Genomic DNA, 20694 nt, shown 5'->3' with positions numbered 1-20694 from the left:
CGGGGAAGACAATGTGTCATCCCCGATTGATGGTTATGGGTGAATTCGATTTAATAGACGTGGGAACGGGATCGCTTCACGAATATGTTCGATTCCGCTGATCCAAGCGACTGTGCGCTCGAGACCGAGTCCAAAGCCAGAGTGCGGTACAGAACCGTACTTTCGAAGCTCGAGATACCAATCGTACGCGTCCGTCTCGTCTAATCCCTCTTTGACGATTTCCTCTTTCAAGCGGTCGTAGTCGTCTTCACGCTGCGAACCGCCGATGATCTCACCGTATCCTTCCGGCGCGATCAAATCGGCACAAAGAACGAGTTCCGGGTTCTCCGGGTCGACTTTCATGTAGAACGGTTTGATTTCTTTTGGCCAATGGGTGATGAATACCGGCTTATCGTGCGCGTTCGCGATTGCCGTCTCATGCGGTGCACCGAAATCGTCGCCGTACTCGATATCGTCAAATCCTTCTGCCTTCAAGAACGTGATCGCGTCCGCATAACGGATACGCGGGAACGGCGCTTGAACTTTCTCGAGTTTCGATAAGTCGCGCCCAAGCAATTCAAGCTCGTTGCGACAGTTCTCCAACGCTGATTTTGCGATATAAGAGACGTAGCGTTCTTGAAGGTCCAAACTCATGTCGTGGTCGAAGAACGCCATCTCAGGTTCGATCATCCAAAACTCGATCAAGTGACGACGCGTTTTCGACTTCTCGGCACGGAACGTCGGACCGAACGAGAATACTTTTCCGAGTGCCATCGCTGCGGCTTCCATGTATAGCTGTCCTGTTTGTGACAAGTAGGCCGGTTGCCCGAAGTAATCCGTCTCGAACAGCTCAGTCGTGCCTTCAGGGGCGCTCGACGTGATGATTGGTGGATCGATCTTGACGAACCCTTCCATGTTGTAGAACTCGTACGTCGCACGAATCAATTCGTTTCGAACTTTCATGATCGCGTGTTGACGACGCGAACGAAGCCATAGGTGACGGTTGTCCATCAAGAACTCCGTTCCGTGTTCTTTCGGTGTGATCGGGTAATCGACCGACTCAGCGATCACTTCCATGTCCGTCACTTCAAGTTCGAAACCGAGCGGCGTGCGACCGCCGTCCGATTTAACGTTCCCTGTCACCCAGACCGACGTCTCTTGTGTCACACTTTTGGCGAGGGCGAACAAATCTTCGGCCACATCAGCTTTGACGACGACCGCTTGGGCGAACCCGCTCCCGTCACGGAGTTGAAGGAAGGCGATCTTCCCGCTTGAACGTTTGTTGGCGATCCAAGCTCCCACTCGAATCGATTGACCTTCATAATCTTTGAATTGGCTAATTGAAATAGTTGTCATTGTCGTTTCCATCCTTTCGCTTATCGAGTGTGCTGCTTGATAAAGTTTTCCACTCGATCGAGCGCTTCTAGTACTCGTTTTAATTCGGTTGCATAAGAGAGACGGACGTAATCGTCTTGTCCGAAGCCCGAACCTGGGACGAGTGCGACGAACGCCTCACCGAGAACGGCCTCACACCACGTGTCGACCGAGTCGTAACCGCTCATCGTCGCGGCTTCCTTAGCGTTTGCGTATAAGTAAAATGCCCCTTGCGGCTTCAAGCATGTGATGCCCGGGATTTTGATCAACCGATCATACACGATCTCAAGACGTTCCTCGAACGAGACGCGCATCATGTCGACGTCGTCTTGCGGCCCGTTGTACGCCTCGACAGCGGCTGCTTGAGCGATGGACGTCGGGTTTGATGTCGAGTGCGAGGCAAGGTTCGTCATCGCTTCGATGATGGAACGGTCCCCGAGCGCGTAACCGATGCGCCAACCTGTCATGGCGTGGGACTTCGATACGCCGTTGATGATGATCGTCCGCTCGCGCATACCCGGAAGCGTCGCGATCGAGACGAACGTGGCGTCCCCATATACGAGTTTCTCGTAAATCTCGTCACTGACGACTAACAAGTCATGACGTGTGACGACTTCAGCGAGCGCGACAAGTTCTGCCTCCGTGTAAATCATGCCGGTCGGGTTCGATGGGCTGTTCAAGATGACGGCTTTCGTCCGATCCGTCACGGCCGCCTCGAGCGCCTCTGGCGTCAATTTGAACGTCGTCGCCTCTGTCGTCTCGACGTAGACCGGTACCCCGTCAGCGAGCTTCACTTGTTCCGGATAGCTGACCCAGTACGGGACAGGGATGATGACTTCGTCACCTTCGTCGAGGATCGCTTGAAACAGTGCGTACAGCGCATGCTTCGCACCGGAAGCGACCATGACCTCGCTCCGTTCAAACGTGAGGTCGCTGTCTCGTTTCGTCTTTTCGATGATCGCATCTTTCAACGCGACCGTACCGCCTGAAGGAGTATACTTCGTATCACCGTCGCGGGCCGCCCGACAGGCTGCCTCGATGATGCGTTCCGGTGTGTTGAAGTCCGGCTCACCGGCTCCGAGACCGATGACGTCTTGCCCTGAAGCTTTCAACGCTTTCGCTTTCGCCGTAATGGCGAGCGTCGTCGATGGTGTCAACTGCTTAACCCGTTTTGCCAATAGATGTTCCATCGTGATCCCCCTCAATTTGCTCAAAGTGAGTCCGTCAATTGGACCCGTCTAATAAAGTCTCCGGTTTGGAGCGTGTAGTACGAATAAGTATATGAAGCTCCTGCTTTCGTCACAACTTCAATCAATGCCCGGTCGTCGAACCCATATTTACAACTGACGAGCGCACCACCGGTTTCCTCTACCGACTCGGCGCAAACTTGATTCAAGTCGACCGAAGCGATTTCGCGCTCCTCGATTGGTTCTTCGCTGTCTACCGGCACGAACAAGACACGATCCGCCTCCTCGAAGACGACGTACGGTTTCGTCCCGTTATACAAATCGGCCCGTTCGGACTCGACGGTCGGTTGTTCGGCCAAAAGACGCTCACGCGCTTCTTCGATCAAACTTTGTTTCATCCGCTCGGTATGTCCGACTGTGAACCAATAGATGCCACTAAACACGATGACGACACCGATCAGTGCCGTCATGAGTGCGACCACTACTTTTGTCTTACGTGTCATTCTGTCCGGTAGATGGTGAATACCATCTCTTCTTTCTTCGGATCATTTACTTTTTTCTCTAACGCCAAACCGAACATCAAATCTTGGCTCTTCAGCGTCCGGTTCAACAAGTCGACGATTTTGTATACGTCTGCCGTCGGTTCGATGCGAACGGTCGCGAGCGTCTCGATATTTGAATTCATGGTCCATCCTCCTTCAAAAACACTATACCCATTATTATAAAGCGATAATTTCGCCCTGCCTAGCGTTATCTGTCATTTCCTAAACCCGTCTTCTCCTTATCATCTAAAAACAGCTCAAGTTCTGAGAGGGCCGTCTCGATCGGTCCTTCGATTCGATCGACGGCGGGCAGACTGTTGAGGAACTGTTTGCCGTAACGTGTCGTCTCGACGCGGCGATCGAATACGAAAATGGCGCCGTAATCTTCTTTCGAGCGAATCAAGCGGCCGACCCCTTGTTTGAAGCGGATGACCGCTTGCGGGAGGGACAGCTCAAAGAAAGATGATTTCCCTGTCGCTTCAATCTTTTCAGAACGCGCTTGCATGACCGGCTGATCGGGCGGCGCGAACGGGAGACGGACGATGATCAGACACGTCAACGATTCGCCGGGGATATCGACCCCTTCCCAGAAACTGGCCGTCCCGAACAAGATCGACTGGTCAATCCGTTTGAACTGTTTCGTCAATCGGCTCCGCGACCCGCCGCTCACTCCTTGGGCGAGCAGCGTATACGCCTCGTCGAGCTGACCTTTTACCGCATCGTGCGTCAAACGCAATAATTCGTTCGAAGTGAACAAGACGAGCATCCTCCCTTTCGTCACGTTGGCGATCTGGGCGATGGCGTCCGCCGTTTCGGCGACGAACTGCGGGAGCGGCACTTCGTTGATGAGCGGAAGGTCGGACGGGACGAACAGCTTCGCCTGCCGCTTGAAGTCAAACGGCGAAGGAAGGACGACACGTCGGACGTTTTCTCCGTCGAGTCCAAGACGCCGCTCGATAAAACCAAATCGTCCTGACACGGTCATCGTAGCCGACGTCAAAACAGTCGGTCGTTTCATGAAGAGGCGCTCATGAAGGAGTGGTCCGATCTCGACCGGTTGCGTATAGACGGACGTGAGCTTACGGTTCGCCAAGTTCAACTCGACCCAGCTGACCGCATCGTCATCTTTTGTGAGCATCGTCTCGAACAACACGCTTTCGAGTTCTCGCACATCCCCGATGAACGCTTTCAAGTCTGAAAGCACGGCCCGCTGCTTGAACGTCATGTGCTCTTTATGTTCGTCGAGGAGACGGTGCATTTGTCGCAGAGACATCCGCAAGGCCCGAAGTTTATACTCAAGTCGTTTTGCCACTTCACGGATCGGCCGGAACACCTCCCCTTCCCGTTCAAACCTCACCGTTTGGCGTTGCTCTTTTTTCTTGCCGAGCGAATGAAGAGCCGTCAATAAATCGTCTAACTCGGCATCGACTTGCGCGAGCGCGACGTCGGTGTCGCGGCTGAACGCTTCCGTCTCTTCCGCCACGGACGTCAAGTCGGCGAGTTGGAGCAGACGAGAATGGAACTTCCCGTCGGCCCCATACCCGAACCACTTGAACAACCGGTCGAACTGGATGGCGTCGAACGTCACCCCGAAGTGATGGGAAGCGACCTCCTCGACTTGATGGGCCTCATCTAAGACGAGCGGGGTATCGGTCGGTAGTATACCGGCCTGATGTTGAAGGTCTGAGAACAACAAGGCGTGGTTCGTCACGATGATATCCGCTTCTTTTGATCGCAACACGGCTCGCGTGAAGAAGTCACGGCTGTACCACGGGTCAAAACGTCCAAATTCAGACGCCGCATCCGCCTGTATGAGCCGCTTGAACGAAGCCGGTCCTTGCGTCGCCGCTCCGGGGAGTGACAACTCTTCCAAGTCGCCCGTCTCCGTCTCTGTCAGCCAGACGAGCACCATCGCCTTACACATAGCCGACAACAGTCCGTCCGTCGTCTCTTCGAGCACGGCCTCAAACTTGCGGAGGTCGATATAGTTGCGTCGCCCTTTTAATAACGTGAACTCGATTTCCGGAAAAATCGCTTTTAAGATCGGCAAATCCCGGTTGAGCAGCTGTTCTTGCAATTGGATCGTGTGCGTGCTAACCACAACGGGACGCTTCGTCTCGAGCGCATGGTGTGCGCTCGGAATCAAGTAGGCGAGTGTCTTGCCCGTCCCGGTACCAGCTTCGACGAGGAGCGTCGTTTCATCATCGAGCGCTTTGTAGACGTGTCGCATCATCTCGAACTGGCTTTGTCGCGGTTCAAACTGATGGAACAAGGACGGCAACGTCTCTTCGATCGTCCGGTGTAAGAACGGCTCGAACGGTTCTCGCTCGATCGCTTCGACATGTGAGTCTGTCAAACGCTTCAATGCGATCTTCCGGTGAACGTCGTACGTCGCCTCGTCTTCCGGCCGGATGCCGATGTCGAGAATGATTTCGTCGAGCAACGGTTCGATGTTGCTCGTCCACGACTCTGACAAGCGGCGCAACTGTTTGAGTGTCACGACCGGTAGTTCCCGGAGTCGCGCGATTTGTTGAATGAACAGTTCAGCTGTCGCTTCGGCATCACTGAGGGCTCGGTGCGCATCCGTATGCACGAGGTCGAACACATCGGCGAGCGACTCGAGGGCGTGGCTCTCGAGGGTCGGGTAAAGGATGCGGGCGAGTTCAACCGTATCAATCGCTCGGCCTTGAAACGGCAAGTACCCTGCCTGTTCCAAGCTCTCATTTAAAAAGTTTAAATCAAACGTGACGTTGTGGGCGACGAACACACGCCCATCTAACATCTTCCATATACTAGGGATAACCTCTTCAAACGTCGGGGCATCCTCTACATCACGATCTGTGATCGTCGTCAACTGCGTGATGAAAGGTGGGATCGGACGACTCGGTCGAATCAAAGTACTGTAGCGCTCAATCACTTCACTACCTTGTACGACAACCGCCGCGAATTCAATCAATTCGTCGCCGGATTTGACGGAATGACCGGTCGTCTCTAAATCCACTATCACATAAGTGTCCATAACATCCATCCCATCTTCGGCACGCTCGTGCTTTCTATCTGTCTCATCTTACCATAGAACGATACACGAAAAAACGGGGATGCCTTTTATCGGACATCCCCGCTCGCCTCACAATATCGTGTGCGCGATCTCTTCATACAAGAGTTGATCGACTTCGTTGCGCTCGTTCAAGACGGCGACTTTCGGACGGTGCAATCTTGCCTCTTCTGCCGTCATCTGACCGTACGCCATGATGATGACGACGTCACCGACTTGGAAGTGACGGGCTGCTGCGCCATTCAAACAGACGACACCAGATCCTCGTTCCCCTTTGATGACGTACGTCTCGATCCGGGCACCGTTATGGTTGTTCGTGATGTGCACATGCTCATTTTCCATAATGCCGACCGCATCCATCAAATCTTCATCGATCGTGATCGAGCCGACATAGTGCAAGTTCGCCTCCGTAACGGTCGCTTTGTGCAACTTCGCGTGCATAAATGTTCGAATCATCAGATTCATCCTCTCTTCCAAATCACGTTATCAATCAAGCGGGCCCGGTCAAATTGAACGGCTGCCGCAATTAACAGCTCATACGATGTGTCGCGTGCTTTCGTCAACGTCGGATAATCGACGATCTCGACGTAGTCGATCGTGCTGTTCGGAATAGCGTCCAGCCGTTCAACCAGTCTTGCTCGCACCGCCGGGACGGTCAATCCTGCTTGAAGCCCCGTTTCAGCCTCGATGAGCGCCTTGTTGATCTCAGCCGCCTCCACACGTTCCGTCTCAGACAAATAGACGTTCCGACTCGACTTGGCCAGCCCTGACGCCTCCCGAATGATCGGGCAACGCCGGATCTCGACCGGCACGAAATAGTCGTGGACATACCCTTCGATCAAGGCGACTTGTTGTGCATCTTTCAACCCGAAATAGGCTCGGGTCGGGCGCACGATGTTGAATAATTTTGATACGACGGTCAACACGCCATCGAAATGGCCTGGTCGGCTTGCACCGCACAGCACGTCGGCACCGGTGCGTACCGTCACGCGCGCCATATCAAGCGGATACATCGTCGTCGTGTCGGGATAGAACAAGATATCGACGCCGGCGTCGCGGGCGAGCGCCTCGTCGCGATCGAAATCACGTGGATACCGGTCGAGGTCTTCGTTCGGTCCGAACTGGGTCGGATTGACGAAGATGCTCATGACGACGAGGTCGTTCTCCGCTTTGGCCGCCTCGACGAGACTGAGGTGACCTTCGTGCAAGTAGCCCATCGTCGGTACGAAACCGACGGTCGAATCATGCGATATCGCGTCTCGTAATGACATCGGGTCGGTGACGATTCTCATGCCTTCCCTCCGTACAACGTATCGAGCAACGTCTCGTCCATCGTGAACGTGTGACGTTCGAGAGGGAACGAGCCGTCTTTCGTCGCATGCACGTATTCGTGGATGGCGCTTGTCGCGACTTCGTTCACATCGGCGTATGCTTCGACAAATTTAGGGAGCCGGTCGACGCCGTACTTTAAAATGTCATGGTAGACGAGCACTTGGCCGTCCACGTCAGCGCCGGCGCCGATGCCGATGACCGGAATCGTCAGCGCTTCGGCGATCTTTTTGGCGAGCTGATGCGGCACACATTCGAGGACGAGCATCTTCGCCCCGACCCGCTCAGCCTCGAGGCTATCGGCAATCAACCGTTCGGCATCTTCAAGCGATTTACCTTGCACTTTGTAGCCTTCGAGCACGCCGACCGATTGTGGTGTCAGTCCCAGATGGGCGACGCAAGGCATGCCGACTTTCGTCAACCGTTCAATCGTCTCGAGCACCTCGCCTGCCCCTTCGAGCTTGATGGCGTCAGCGTGTCCGTCCTGAAACAGCGTCTGTGCAGCTTGTAACGTCCGGTCAAAGTCACCGTGATACGTCGCGAACGGCATATCGACGACGACGAACGTATTGCGTGCCCCGCGTCTTACCGCTTTCGCGTGGTGCACCATGTCAGCGATGGTGACTGGGATCGTCGAGTCGTAACCGAGCACGACCATGCCGAGTGAATCGCCGACGAGGATGATATCGACCTCTCCGGCTTCGGCGAGTTTCGCCGACGGATAATCATAAGCGGTCAACATGACCAGCTTCTCTTCTTGCTTCATCTTCTTGAGTAAAGATGTCATCGTATGCATATGTTCTCCTCCTAAATGGGAGACAGGAAAGAAAAAGCGCCTTCTTATCGACAAGAAGGCGCATGAAAGCAAACTCAATGGTTGAGTGTCCTTCTGTCCCTGTCAAAGTGATCAAGGCAGACAAATAATGGTAGTGACGGTCTGCAGTCCGGTACACTTCGCTATGATAGCGTCCGGCACATTCATTATAGACCACGTCAAGCATTCATTCAATCATTCCAAACCGCGATTTCAGCAGAGTAAATCGGTTCGATGCCCGCTCCCGTCTCAAGCAAGAGCGCACCTTCTGTCGAGATGCCACGCATGACCCCGGTCTTCGTCTTTCCGGCCGTCGTTAGCGTGATCGTCTCATCGATGAAGGCGGCGTTTTGGAGCCAATGTTCACGAACCGGGGAGAAGCCCGCCTCAAGGAACAGATCGTACTCTTTCTCGAGATCTTCTAACAAACGAGCGAGCAATTCGCTTCGTCGGTGGACGATGCCCGTCTCGCGCTTGAGCGACGTCGCCCGATGGATGAGCTCCTTTGGAATCGTTTCTCCATTCACATTGAAGCCGAAGCCGAGGATGACCGCCTGAATGCGGTCACCCTCGGTCTGCATTTCCGTCAAAATCCCGCCGATTTTCTTGCCGTTCAAGAGCAGGTCGTTCGGCCATTTGATCGCTGCGACAATTCCTTCGCGGTTGAATGAGCGGGCGAACGCGCTCGCCGCCATGAGCGTCAATTTCGACGCGTCGCGAATCGGCAAATCCGGACGCAAGATGATGCTCGCCGCAATATTCACCCGGCTCGGATTGTACCATTGCCGTCCGAGTTGCCCGCGGCCGGCCGTCTGTTCTTCGCTGATGACAATCGTCCCTTCCGGCGCCCCACGCTGAGCGTGCTCATGGGCAATCCGTTGCGTCGTGTCGACTTGGTCGTACGCGTGAACGTGTTGGCCAAAACGCCCACGTCGGACGGAAACGAACGCCGTCTCATCGAAGCGGTCGTTCTGCTCGAGCAATTGATACCCTTTTCGTGGAATCGTCTCGATATCGTAACCATCTTGTTTTAACGTCTCAATATGTTTCCAAATAGCGGTACGTGAAATATTTAGTTGCCGGGCCAACTCCTGCCCGCTCCAGACCGCCCCGTCTTGCAATAGGCTCAAGACCTTTCCTCGTGTCGAAGCCATGCGCATGCCTCCTTCCGTAAAGTCGTCTCCTCGTTCGGCAGATCGCCATGGAGCACCGCCCGCTCCAAATAGGCAAGTAAATGTTTGATCGTCGCCCCTTTCGCCCCGAGGGAGAGGGCGTCACGGCCATCGAAACGAAGCTCACTGCGACGTTGAATCGGCAACGCCCGCTTCAACTCGATTGCCCGGTCTGCCCGTCCTTCCATCCGTAAGTACGTATCGAGCGTCGCTTCGGGCGTGTCGTAGACGGCGAACGTGTCAAGACCGATCGTGAGCAGCCCGGCGAGCCGGGCCGCCTCCCGCTTGGTCGCGTTCGACCGTTTCCAGGCGGTGAGCCAACTCACGTCACCCGCATGGTGGAGGAAGAGCGCCCAGCCGCCGAGCCCGTTGACCGGTTTCCGGTCGTCGTCGACGACCTTCTGCAATAAGCCGCGATCCATATCCGGCAAATATTCGTGAATCCCGGCCGCCATGAGCGACGAGAGCGCACGCTTATAGGCCGGCCCCGCCATCAGTTTCTCAAATTCGATGGCGATGCGCTCCATGGCGATATGGCGCAGTTTATGCCCGAGCGCCGAAGCGGCCCGGACAAGTTCCTCGTCGAGGGTGAAGTCGAGCTGGGCCATGAAACGGAACGCCCGCATGATGCGGAGGGCGTCCTCGTCGAACCGTTCGTACGGGCTCCCGACGGTACGGATGACTCTCGCCTCGAGGTCGAGCCGTCCGCCGAACAAATCGACGACGTTACCGTCATGAAACGCCATCGCGTTCATCGTGAAATCTCGTCGCAACAAATCCTCTTCAAGTGAGACGCCAAGCGCGACGTGGTCGGGGCGACGCGAGTCGGAGTACGTCCCTTCCGAACGGAACGTCGTCACTTCGAACGGATGATGGTCGATGATGACCGTTACGGTCCCGTGGTCAATCCCGGTCGGCACCGCCTTCGGGAAGAGCGCGAGCACCTCGTCCGGGAAGAGCGACGTCGCGATGTCAATGTCGTCAGGTAAATGTCCGAGCATATAGTCCCGGACGGCGCCGCCGACGATATACGCCTCCCCGCCGCGGCGGTTGATCGTCTCGATAATCTGTTTTGCATATTCCCATTCTGTCATGCGCGCACCACCCGTTCGTAAAGTGACTCGTATGCGGACACGATATCGGTCGACGCGAACTGTTTTGCCCGCTTCAACCCGTTTTCACGCAACCGCGCCTGTAGCGCCTTGTCGAGTAAGATGTTCTCGAGCGCCTTCGTCGCCCCGGCGACGTCACCGCGGGCGACGACGAACCCTTCCGCCCCGTCGGTGATCACTTCCGGCAACCCGCCGGCATCCGAGACGACCGATGGGATACCCGTCGCCATTGCCTCGAGCGCGACGAGACCGAACGCTTCTTTGTCCGATAAAAGGACGTGCACGTCACTGATCGATAACAGTTCGGCGACTTGTTCTTGTTTCCCGGCGAAGATGACGTCTTGCTCGAGCGACAACTCGCTCACTTGACGGCGCATCGCCCCCATGAGCGGCCCGTCCCCGACGAGGAGCAGTTTTTTATCCGGCACGTTCATCCGGGCGAACGCCTCGAGGACGAGGTCGATCCGCTTCACATGCCGGAAGTTCGAGACGTGGATGACGACGTTGTCCGACTCGGTCAAGCCGTAACGTTCCCGGAGTGACGAGTCGTCGAGCGGACGGTACACCGTCTCGTCGATGAAGTTATGGATGACGTCGATGGACAAGTCGGACCCGATCCGTTCGAGCGTCTCTTGCCGCAGGCTGTCGGATACGGCCGTGATGGCGTTCGACTTCCGGAGCCCGTACAGGATGGCGGGCTTCAGCTCCTCATCCTCCCCGAGCACGGTGATATCGGTCCCGTGCAACGTCGAGACGATCGGGATGTTCGTCCCGGCCATCTCACGCCCGAGCGCGGCACAGACGGCATGGGGCACGGCGTAATGCGCATGGATGACGTCGAGACCGAACGCTTGGATCACACTTGCGATTTTCGAGGCGAGCGTGATGTCGTACGGTGGATACCGGAACACCGAATATTGGTTGATCTCGACCTGATGGAACGTGATGTTCGGATGATACGCATTCAATCGGAATGGGATGCTCGACGTGATGAAGTGGACGTCGTGGCCGCGGTCGGCGAGCTTCATGCCGAGCTCCGTGGCGAGAATGCCAGAACCCCCGACCGATGGATAACAGAGGACACCGATCCGTAGCTTCATGCGAGCTCCCCCGCTTTCTTGACGGCGTACGGCTTGACGGTCATCAAGCCCTCGGCGTACGTCGTCCCAATCAAACTGCCAAAATGTCGTTCCCGCGCCCGCACGCGTTCGATATATTCATCCGTGAGCGGGGTCCGGACGCCGTCCACGGGCATGAACTGGCTCTCATAAGCAGACAAGGCACGCAGCTTCGTCTCCATCGTCTCGCTGATGTCGATGCAGACGTCAGGCGTCTCGAGCGCGTTAATCATATATTGATAGACGCTGTCCGGTCGATATGCCGGCACGTCTTGCATGAACTTCCGAATCCCGGCGTTAAAGAGCGCCTCCTCGACGAGCCGGGCACAGGCCCGATGGTCGGGATGGCGGTCGACGCCGTACGGATACAACACATGCGTCGGACGCTCGGTCCGAATCAAGCGGACGAGCGTCTCGATTTGCGTCTCGTCCCCGGTCAGTCCCCGGTCCGGGAAACCGAGGTTGAGGCGACGAACCCCGAGCACGTCGTCGGCGCGTCCCGCCTCGACGGCGCGGGTGTCGACGTCCCCGTTCGAGGACAGCTCGGCCCGGGTCAAATCGACGTAGACGACCTCGATGCCGTCGCGTGTCCATTGGGCCGTCATCCCGGCGATGCCGATCTCGATATCGTCCGGATGGGCCCCGATTGCTACTATTTTCATAAAATCACCTCTTCTGTGAAAAGTATATCGGACTCAACCACGAATGTCATATGTAGAGGGTAGTCAACTGAGAGGTTTTTCGAGTACGCTACTAGATGGGAGGTGAACGAAATGACGGTACAGTTACCGATTCGTTTTCGCAATATTATCTTTATCTTGATTGGTTCATTCATTTTTGCGTTCGGGGTATATCACTTCAACGTGCAAAACAATTTGGCCGAAGGTGGTTTCACGGGGATCACGTTGATTCTGCGCGGCTTGTTCGACTGGTCGCCATCCATCACAAACTTGGCGCTCAACATCCCGCTCTTCTTCGTCAGCTACAAGCTGCTCGGGCGGACGACGTTCATCTATACGCTCATCGGGACGTTCAGCTTTTCGATTTGGTATGCGCTCGTCGCCAAATATTCGAACCTCGTCATCGACTTGACCGATGACATGGTGCTCGCGAGCCTGTTCGCCGGACTGTTCATCGGCGTCGGTCTCGGCATCATCTTTAACAATGGCGGCACGACCGGAGGCGTCGACATTATCGCCCGTCTCGTCCAACGTTACGTCGGCTGGTCGATCGGGAAGACGTTCCTCGTCTTCGACTTTTTCGTCATCGTGCTCAGTTTGACGTATCTCGACATCCGTGAGGCGATGTACACGTTGCTCGCCGTCTACGTCGGTGCCCGTGTCATCGACTCGATGCAGGAAGGGACGTACGCCGGTAAGGCCGCGATGATCATCAGCGACCACCGGACGGCGATCGCCGACGGTATCCATGCGACGATGAACCGCGGGACGACACGTCTCATCGCCAAAGGCGGTTATTCGAACAAGGAACTCGAAGTGCTTTACGTCGTCGTCGGACGCAATGAAGTGAACCGTCTGAAGACGATCGTCAAACAAATCGACCCGCACGCTTTCGTCACGTTCCACCACGTGTATGAGGTCGGCGGTGAAGGGTTCACGTTCGATGAAAACCGAATTCCTTTAAAATAAACCACGACACAAAACGCCCCGTTCGAGTGAACGGGGCGTTACTTTATCGTTCGATGCGGACAATCTCAAAGTCGAGCGTACCGCCTGGTGTATCGATCGTGACGTTTTGACCGACGACGCCTCCCATCAACCCGGTTCCGAGCGGTGATGACGCGGAAATCGTCCCGTTCGCCAAGTCGGCCTCGAGTTCACCGACGAGGCGATACGTCTCTTCTTCCCCATCCGGTGTTTCGCGAATGACGACCTGACTCCCAAACGCGACGACGTCAAGTCGACCTCTGTCGACGATGACGGCTTCGGCGAGCGTGCGCTCGAGATCGGCAATCTTCACTTCAATCCGATCGTAAGCGTCCACCGCTTCGGCGTACGTCACGTCTTCTCGAAAGTCACAAAACTTCCGCGCCGTCTTGATGCGCTCGCGTGCCTCGGTCCGTTCATGTGTCAAACTCGCGAGTTGGGCGCTCAGGCGGTCACGGCCTTCCTTCGTTAACTGTGGTTTTGGCATCTCCTGCTCCTTTCAAAAAGCGATACAAAAAAGTCCCGTCGCTGGACGGGACACTTGATTCTATTCGTTGCGTGGCATGAACACGATGAGCGCCAAACGGATGAGTTCGGCGACTGCGACGAGTGTCGCCGCGACGTACGTCCAAGCTGCCGCATTGAGCACTTTTCGTGCACCTGATTCTTCCGTCGCCGTCACGATGCCGTGGCTCGTCAATTCCGCCATCGCCCGCTTCGAAGCGTCGAATTCGACCGGGAGGGTGACGAGCTGGAACATGACCGCACCGAGCATCATGATGACACCGAGTTGGGCGAGACCCATCGCTCCAAGGAGGAAACCACCGAGGAGGAGCGGGAACGACAAGTTCGACGTGATGTTCACGACCGGAACGAGGCGATGACGAACACGCATCATCTTGTAGTCGGTCGCGTCTTGGATGACGTGCCCGATCTCATGGGCCGCGATCGCAGCAGATGAGATCGTCGAGCCTTGGTACACTTCCCGAGACAAACGGACGACTTTGTTGACCGGGTCGTAATGGTCACTCATCAATCCGTCGACCATCTCGATGCGTACGTTGTGCACGCCGTTCTGTTTCATGATGAAGTCTGCGACTTGAGCGCCGGTGACCCCACTTTGGAGACGTTGTTGTAAAAATTTTTTATACGTACTTTTCACTCGCATCTGAGCCCATAACGGGATGAGCATGATCAGTGCAAGATAGAAAATATAGCCACCTAATGACATTTTCTATATCACCTCTGCGTATATTTGATACTTCGATTTTACATTCTTATGACCTTATTATCAAGCGAACTGCGTAGGATGAGCTTGTATCCCACAAAAAAACACATTCCTGTCAGCCAGAACGAGCCGTAACCGATCCACATGATGTGTTCGGCGAGTGACGGGTAACGCGGCCATTGACCGAGCACATAGTCGACGACGTCGTTGTGGACGACCCAGACGAGCGTCAAGACGAACGAACGGACCGTCCACTTCATGAACGGGGCGTACAAGATGGCCTGAAACGCCATCGCCCCGTGTGACACCATGAGCATGACAGCCATGAGCACCGTGACCGTATCGGCATCACTCCCGAGCGTCCGCAGGAACAAGACGTTCATGACGACGGCCCATAGACCGTACTTGACTAGCGTGATGAACGCGAGCGTCTCCATGAGCGGCGACTTCTTCCCGGCAATCCAAAGTCCGAGCACGATCGTGAAGAACAGTGACGCTGTCGGGCTGTCGGGGACGAACGGCCAATAAAGGAGCGGCGTGTCACGTAGTTGTGGCTCGTACCAGACGTATCCGTAGATCGTCCCGAGCAGGTTGATGACGAACAGCGTCATTAAGACGATGCGATGAGTGAGAAGTGGTCGCAACATATGTATCATTCGAGTGTTCCATCCTTTTTTCTCTATTGTAGCGTGCGTGGACGAAAAAAGTAAAAGAAGTGTAACCCGTTTGACGGGGCTACACTTCTAGGCTTACGTTATTCGTTGTTCTCTCCGCCTTCACCGTACGAAGCGATAAATTCAGACATAGCTTGAAGATCTTCGTCCGAACCGTCCCATTGTCCGGCTGGCATCGCCCCGATCCCGTTGACCGAGATTTCAGCGATTTCTTCAGCCGTATACGCTGTACCGACGAGCGGTGGAGCTGCTGCGCCACCTTCAAGGTTTTGACCGTGACAGTTGACACAAGACTGGGCCGAGTAAATCTCATAACCTGGCGCCGCCGTGTCGATTTCCGGACCTTCACCCGGTACGACGAGGATTCCTTGCTCATGGACTTGGTCCCAGTGCGTCGTTTGTACCGATTCCCACGTCAAGTAGACGATCGAGAGGACACCGAGCAACATGAAACTGACCGCGACCGGACGTTTCGCCGGGCGACGTTCAAGTCCTTGGTCAAGCCATGGCGCGATCAAAAGCGCGGTGAACGCGACGCCCGGCATGATGACCGTCCCGAGCAAGATCCAATCTCCTGCTGCGAATTGATATTTGAGCAATTGATACAAGAACAAGAAATACCAGTCCGGAAGCGGAATGTATGACGTGTTCGTTGGATCGGCGATATTTTGGAGCGGTGGTGCCTCGACGATTGTCAAAGCGATGAATCCGATCAAGAAGACCGATCCGACCATCCACTCCTTCAGCAAGAAGTTCGGCCAGAACGCTTCGGTGCGTCCTGGGTATTCTGAATAGTCTTTTGCAATATTTTGTTTCCGATTCGAGATTCCCACTCGAGAGTCGGTCACAAATTTCATCCCTTTACCGCGATGCATATCGTTTCTCCCCCTTTTTTCCTCGTACCGGCTTAAAGCGGTCCAGAAATTCCTTGTTTACGAATCATCAAGAAGTGAGCTCCGAGAAGTCCGAACAAGGCCGCCGGCAAGAAGAAGACGTGAACGGCGAAGAAGTTCGTGAGCGTCCGCGCACCGACAATCTCGCCACCGGCGAGAAGCGTCTTAGCGATGCCACCGATGACCGGGACACTCTCTGCAATCTGAAGCGTAACTTTCGTCGCGAACAACGCTTTCATGTCCCATGGTAACAAGTAACCTGTGAGACCGAGCGCCAAGACGACGAAGAACAATAGGACGCCGACGACCCAGTTGAGCTCGCGCGGCTTCTTATACGATCCGGTAAAGAATACGCGGAGCGTATGTAAGAACAGCATGACGATGGCGACCGACGCACCCCAATGGTGCATCCCACGGACGATTTGACCGTGTGCGATCTCATTTTGCAAGTAATACACCGACGCGTGCGCGTTGATGATATCTGGAACGTAGTACATCGTCAAAAACATCCCTGACAGGATTTGAATGACGATCGTGAAGAATGTCAAACCGCCGAAGCAATAAACAAATGCTGAAAAGTGATGGGCAGGGTTGACGTGTTCTGGAACTTCATGGTCAGCGATGTCGCGCCATAACGGCGTGATGTCGACGCGTTCATCGACCCAATCATAAATCTTTTGTAACATCGACTATTCCCCCTCTCACAACTGTGTGACTGGACTGCCCAAGTATAGGAAGCCCTCTTTTTCTTCTTTTTCATAACGGGCAAGTGGTGATGTCGGAGGCGTACCTGGAATGTTCGTCCCGTCTTTCGTATAACGTCCGAAATGACACGGGCAGAAGAATTCTGTCGGGCGCGTCGGATCGCCGCCGTAACCTACTTGACAGCCTAAGTGCGTACAGATTGGAGATAGGGCAATAACCTCTCCACTCTCATCTTTGAAGACCCATGCCGAAAGCGTTTCTTCAAATTCATACCAAGCGTCTTGCGTTTGTTTTTTAAAGTCGACACGTTGCGGCTCAGTCGTGATGTCATCGAGACTCATAACTCGCACTTTGTCGCCCGCATCCGTTTTTTTGAGTACCGGATCGATCGCAAAGTTGACCATCGGACTGATCAATGTTGCCGCCATAAAGCCACCTACTCCAGTCAGCGTGTACGTTAAGAACTGACGGCGTGTGACTTTTGACCCTTTTTGAGCCATTTCGTTCCCCCCTCATTCGTGTGCATAACCCCATAATTCTTTATGCATTCTTCACAAAAATTTCTCACTCAACAAAATAGTATATCAATAAAACCTCTACGTCAACCGCTTCATGTCGCCATCCAACGGCCCGAAAGCTCGGTGATGACTTGCGTCGCAAAATTTTGAACCATCGTATGCGACTGCTCGGCCGACATGCCTTTTAAAGCAAGCGGCGGCACGAAGATGATCGGTAACTCGAACGCTTTGAAGCGAACGTCTGAAGAGATGAACAACACGTGTGTGAACCCCGACGCCGTCGCCTTGTCGTGGACCGCCTGGCTTAACGAATGACCGGCCTCTACGTCCACGTAACTGATCGTCGGGCTGAGCATCGTCCGTCCAGAGAGCTGTCGTTCGGTCTCGAGCGCTACCGCCTGGACGACCTCATAACTTTCGGCCTTGCGGATCATCTCGTCATCAAACGCCAATTCTGCGAGTGGAACGATGAGCGTATCGACGTATTGACGCTCAGTCAATGAACGTTTCGCATCTTGACTATCGAACCTCATCCTCACCCTCCTCTCTAGACATGATTCATCATGTCTATTGTATCGCACCTTCGTTCATTGCTTGTTCAAACTTATGAACGAAATGTGAAATTATTGTGTATTCCTACGTCATTAATATACCAAAAAACAAGCGCAACCCATAACGGAAGCGCTTGTTTTTTCTAAAATAATTTTGAAGCCCTGACTTGATGGAGCTTGCTCGTCAAATTCCGAAACAACTTCTCGTCGCGACGGTCGAGCGCCTCGTCGATCTCAACGAGCAACCGCTCTTCTTCAAACTGGGCGACAGAAGCACGAATGACGGTCTGGGCCGATGTCGACACTTCGTCCCTCACTTCGGCGACCGGTTCGAACGGGTTCGGCTCGACGATGTCGACCCAACTCTCATCGATCATCATGCCTTGAAAGTTGAGTTCGACGTAGATCGCCCCGTCATGAAGCCGGATGTCATGATACGCCTTCTCCGGATTGACGGTGACGAGATCGCCGCGCCGGTATCGGAACGGCTCCCCATCGAATCCATAAGCCGTCATGACGAGACTCCTTGGGGACACCGAGGCGTTCGTCACGAAGTGGACGTTACCGAGTTTCTCCGGATGTCTGAGCCAGTAATCGATAATCCATTTGGCCTCTCGTTTACGAAGCGTATGATGAGCGAGAAATCGCTTCAAGAAATTCTTTTTCCGCTCCACCATATGACCCCATCTCCTTTATATCGATTAATCACGGTCCGTCAATTGATCGAGCCGCTCTTCAAGCACTTGGCGGTCGTCCACGTCGACGGAGAGCGCAAGCGTTTGCTCGAGCACTCGTTGTGCCTTGTCTCGCTGTCCTTCTTCTACTAACAGTGTAGCCCATTCCATCGCAAATGACACGTCCTCTTTATAAACGTCTTCAATCGACGTATATAACATGACGGCTTGGTCATACACTTCAAGCTCATAGGCCGCTTTCGCTTTATACCATGTCATGAGCGGCGACGTCGAATGATCCTCGAGCGCATCGATCGTCTCGATGACCGCTTCCATGTCGCCCGCTTCAAATAACACCGACAAGAGCAGTTCCGTCGCTTCAAGCGATTCCGGGTTCAATGCGAGCGCTTCGCGCAACTCCGTGACCGCTTCGTCGACTCGACTTTGGCGTAGGTACAGCTTCGCTTTCACCGTCCGCAACTCGTCGTTATAATCGTCACGATCGATGCCTTGCCCAATCATCTCGAGCGCCTCGTCGATTCGACCGAGCGACTCGAGCGCTTCTGTATACGGCAAATAGAGCGACGTGAAGTCAGGGTCCATCGTCCGTAGTTCCTCGAACTGCTTGACAGCCACTTCGTCACGGCCGATTCGATGCGCCGTCATGGCGTGCCCGAACACCGTGTTCAAGTTGCGGTCTTTCGTCTTCTCGAACTCATCGAGCGCCTCTTCGAACGAGCCGATCATCGTGAGCGCCTCGGCGTAGTCGGCTTGATAGTCGATCTCTTCCGGCAGTCTCAAATGCGGCAAGCGCGCATACAGCGGGACCGCCTGTTCGAATGAGCCGATCGAGGCGTACAGTTCGGCAAGTCCGTAGACGAGCAGCGGCTCGTCCGGGTTCGCCTCGAGCGCCTCCATCAATTTTTTGACGGCGACTTCATCGAGTCCTTGGGATTGATATAAGTCGGCGAGCAAGACGAGGCTTCGGACGTGAGCTTCCTTGTCCGTCGCTTCGATCTTCTCAAGCACGGCGATTGCTTCTTCCTCACGGTCACTATCGAGGTACGCTTCCGCGAGCGACAAAGCGACATGCGGGTTGCCCGCATAATCGACGTAAAGCGCCGCGAGCACGTTCACGGCACGATCGGCGAGGCCGAGCTCGAGATACAAGTCGGCGATGGCGAACCGGTCCTCATCCGAACCGTCTTTCTCGAGCGCCTCGAGGTGCATGAGGGCGTGTTCGGTCTCGCCTGTCTCAAGCATCTTAATGATATGGTTTAATTCTGTTTCATCTAACATCCTATCTTCCTCCTACCGACAACTGCTATTGACGTTATTCTATCTCACGGTCGAGCCGTTGTAAATCGTCACGGAAATGCGGGTAGCTGACGTCCGATACTTCCATTCCTTCAATTTCGACCGTCTCCTCGGTCAAGAGGGCGGCCACTTGCAACATCATCGACAGCCTGTGGTCGCCGTGGGCCATCACGCGGCCACCTCGGACTTGACTAGGGTTGACGATAAAGCCGTCCTCTGTTTCGTGAATGTCGATCCCGAGCGCCCGTAATTCCGTCACGACCGTCACGATGCGATCGGTCTCTTTCACCCGAAGCTCGGCTGCGTCACGAACGACCGACGGGCTCGACGCCTGGGAGGCGACGAGCGCAAATAACGGCAGCTCATCGATTTGATGCGGGATGGCAGCGCCTGACAACTCGACACCATGAAGGTCGCTCGTCGATACGGTCACGTCCGCCACCGTCTCTTCCCCGAGTGGCCGGACGCGGTCGATCTCAACTTTCGCCCCCATTTTCTCAAGCGTCCGCAAGAACCCGATTCTCGTCTCGTTCAAACAGACGTCGGTCGTCGTCACCCGGCTGTTCGCGATAATCGCGGCCCCGGCCCACAAGAATGCGGCCGATGATGGGTCCGCCGGAATCGTCACCGCCGTGCCCGTGAGCTGTGACGGCATGACCCGGATGAGGCGAACGCCATTCTCTTCTCCGATCGTGACGTTCCCACCGAACAACGGCAACAACCGTTCGGTATGGTCGCGCGACAACATCGGCTCGCGTACGATCGTCTCTTCGGTAGCCCGGAGC

At 55.0% G+C, this 20694-nt stretch carries 22 protein-coding genes and 1 pseudogene; 1 reads left to right on the top strand and 22 read right to left on the bottom strand.

Features of this window, described 5'->3' with window-relative positions; genetic code table 11:
* Positions 1-33: 33 nt before the first annotated feature.
* The 12 genes from asnS to bshB1 all read right to left on the bottom strand — a co-directional run bounded on the left by asnS (position 34) and on the right by bshB1 (position 12344).
* On the bottom strand, positions 34-1335 hold the full coding sequence (gene asnS / locus L971_RS09630) for an asparagine--tRNA ligase (RefSeq protein WP_369793371.1): 1302 nt from the start codon (positions 1333-1335) through the stop codon (positions 34-36).
* A gap of 20 nt (positions 1336-1355) precedes the next feature.
* Positions 1356-2543 (bottom strand): pyridoxal phosphate-dependent aminotransferase, encoded by a 1188-nt coding sequence (locus L971_RS09625; protein ID WP_029335289.1) that lies wholly within the window; start codon positions 2541-2543, stop codon positions 1356-1358.
* A gap of 20 nt (positions 2544-2563) precedes the next feature.
* On the bottom strand, positions 2564-3010 hold the full coding sequence (locus L971_RS09620; protein ID WP_231557591.1) for a hypothetical protein: 447 nt from the start codon (positions 3008-3010) through the stop codon (positions 2564-2566).
* Positions 3011-3039: 29 nt separating this feature from the next.
* Positions 3040-3225 (bottom strand): YpmA family protein, encoded by a 186-nt coding sequence (locus L971_RS09615; protein ID WP_016509977.1) that lies wholly within the window; start codon positions 3223-3225, stop codon positions 3040-3042.
* A gap of 65 nt (positions 3226-3290) precedes the next feature.
* A complete protein-coding gene (gene dinG, locus L971_RS09610) occupies positions 3291-6101 on the bottom strand; it encodes an ATP-dependent DNA helicase DinG (protein WP_052200352.1) in 2811 nt (936 codons plus the stop codon).
* 108 nt (positions 6102-6209) lie between these two features.
* Positions 6210-6593, bottom strand: coding sequence for an aspartate 1-decarboxylase (gene panD / locus L971_RS09605; RefSeq protein WP_024370202.1), 384 nt, complete (start codon positions 6591-6593; stop codon positions 6210-6212).
* A gap of 5 nt (positions 6594-6598) precedes the next feature.
* A complete protein-coding gene (panC, locus tag L971_RS09600; RefSeq protein WP_047375562.1) occupies positions 6599-7429 on the bottom strand; it encodes a pantoate--beta-alanine ligase in 831 nt (276 codons plus the stop codon).
* Positions 7426-8262 carry a 3-methyl-2-oxobutanoate hydroxymethyltransferase gene (gene panB, locus L971_RS09595; RefSeq protein WP_047375560.1) on the bottom strand — a complete coding sequence of 279 codons (837 nt, stop codon included), beginning with the start codon at positions 8260-8262 and terminating at the stop codon, positions 7426-7428. Before panB ends, panC begins: the two co-directional genes overlap by 4 nt.
* Positions 8263-8471: 209 nt before the next feature.
* The gene (locus tag L971_RS09590; RefSeq protein WP_052200350.1) at positions 8472-9434 is read right to left on the bottom strand and encodes a biotin--[acetyl-CoA-carboxylase] ligase; all 963 of its coding nucleotides are present in this window, start codon (positions 9432-9434) and stop codon (positions 8472-8474) included.
* Positions 9407-10546 carry a CCA tRNA nucleotidyltransferase gene (locus L971_RS09585; RefSeq protein ID WP_047375557.1) on the bottom strand — a complete coding sequence of 380 codons (1140 nt, stop codon included), beginning with the start codon at positions 10544-10546 and terminating at the stop codon, positions 9407-9409. The genes L971_RS09590 and L971_RS09585 overlap by 28 nt, the downstream gene beginning before the upstream one ends.
* Entirely contained in the window at positions 10543-11664 is a 1122-nt protein-coding gene (gene bshA, locus L971_RS09580) for an N-acetyl-alpha-D-glucosaminyl L-malate synthase BshA (RefSeq protein ID WP_047375555.1), read from the bottom strand. Before bshA ends, L971_RS09585 begins: the two co-directional genes overlap by 4 nt.
* A complete protein-coding gene (gene bshB1, locus L971_RS09575; RefSeq protein WP_024370196.1) occupies positions 11661-12344 on the bottom strand; it encodes a bacillithiol biosynthesis deacetylase BshB1 in 684 nt (227 codons plus the stop codon). Before bshB1 ends, bshA begins: the two co-directional genes overlap by 4 nt.
* A gap of 111 nt (positions 12345-12455) precedes the next feature.
* Between bshB1 and L971_RS09570 the strand changes: the two genes are divergently transcribed.
* Complete coding sequence (locus L971_RS09570) at positions 12456-13331, top strand: YitT family protein (protein ID WP_024370195.1); 876 nt, start codon at positions 12456-12458, stop codon at positions 13329-13331.
* Positions 13332-13374: 43 nt separating this feature from the next.
* Here L971_RS09570 and L971_RS09565 read toward each other — a convergent pair whose 3' ends face one another.
* The 10 genes and pseudogenes from L971_RS09565 to L971_RS09520 all read right to left on the bottom strand — a co-directional run.
* Complete coding sequence (locus L971_RS09565; protein ID WP_047375553.1) at positions 13375-13836, bottom strand: GreA/GreB family elongation factor; 462 nt, start codon at positions 13834-13836, stop codon at positions 13375-13377.
* A 60-nt stretch (positions 13837-13896) separates the two neighbouring features.
* Positions 13897-14580 (bottom strand): zinc metallopeptidase, encoded by a 684-nt coding sequence (locus tag L971_RS09560; RefSeq protein WP_024370193.1) that lies wholly within the window; start codon positions 14578-14580, stop codon positions 13897-13899.
* 38 nt (positions 14581-14618) lie between these two features.
* Complete coding sequence (locus L971_RS09555; protein WP_029335314.1) at positions 14619-15233, bottom strand: DUF1405 domain-containing protein; 615 nt, start codon at positions 15231-15233, stop codon at positions 14619-14621.
* Positions 15234-15331: 98 nt separating this feature from the next.
* Positions 15332-16126, bottom strand: coding sequence for a menaquinol-cytochrome c reductase cytochrome b/c subunit (locus L971_RS09550; RefSeq protein WP_029335316.1), 795 nt, complete (start codon positions 16124-16126; stop codon positions 15332-15334).
* Between the two features lie 32 nt (positions 16127-16158).
* Positions 16159-16830 carry a menaquinol-cytochrome c reductase cytochrome b subunit gene (gene qcrB, locus L971_RS09545; RefSeq protein WP_024370190.1) on the bottom strand — a complete coding sequence of 224 codons (672 nt, stop codon included), beginning with the start codon at positions 16828-16830 and terminating at the stop codon, positions 16159-16161.
* 15 nt (positions 16831-16845) lie between these two features.
* A complete protein-coding gene (locus tag L971_RS09540) occupies positions 16846-17349 on the bottom strand; it encodes a ubiquinol-cytochrome c reductase iron-sulfur subunit (RefSeq protein ID WP_029335318.1) in 504 nt (167 codons plus the stop codon).
* A gap of 110 nt (positions 17350-17459) precedes the next feature.
* Complete coding sequence (locus L971_RS09535) at positions 17460-17900, bottom strand: DUF2487 family protein (protein WP_029335321.1); 441 nt, start codon at positions 17898-17900, stop codon at positions 17460-17462.
* A gap of 161 nt (positions 17901-18061) precedes the next feature.
* On the bottom strand, positions 18062-18595 hold the full coding sequence (locus L971_RS09530) for a ReoY family proteolytic degradation factor (protein ID WP_024370187.1): 534 nt from the start codon (positions 18593-18595) through the stop codon (positions 18062-18064).
* 24 nt (positions 18596-18619) lie between these two features.
* Positions 18620-19891: a tetratricopeptide repeat protein gene (locus tag L971_RS09525; RefSeq protein WP_047375551.1), complete on the bottom strand. Its 1272-nt coding sequence runs from the start codon at positions 19889-19891 to the stop codon at positions 18620-18622.
* 34 nt (positions 19892-19925) lie between these two features.
* A pseudogene (locus tag L971_RS09520) lies at positions 19926-20694 on the bottom strand (3-phosphoshikimate 1-carboxyvinyltransferase); the annotation flags it as partial.

Origin of the sequence: Exiguobacterium sp. ZOR0005, assembly GCF_000798975.1 — a bacterium.
In the GTDB taxonomy this organism is placed as follows: domain Bacteria; phylum Bacillota; class Bacilli; order Exiguobacteriales; family Exiguobacteriaceae; genus Exiguobacterium; species Exiguobacterium aurantiacum.
The sequence above is the reverse complement of the archived record's forward strand: the minus strand, read 5'-3'. Positions and strand labels throughout refer to the sequence as shown.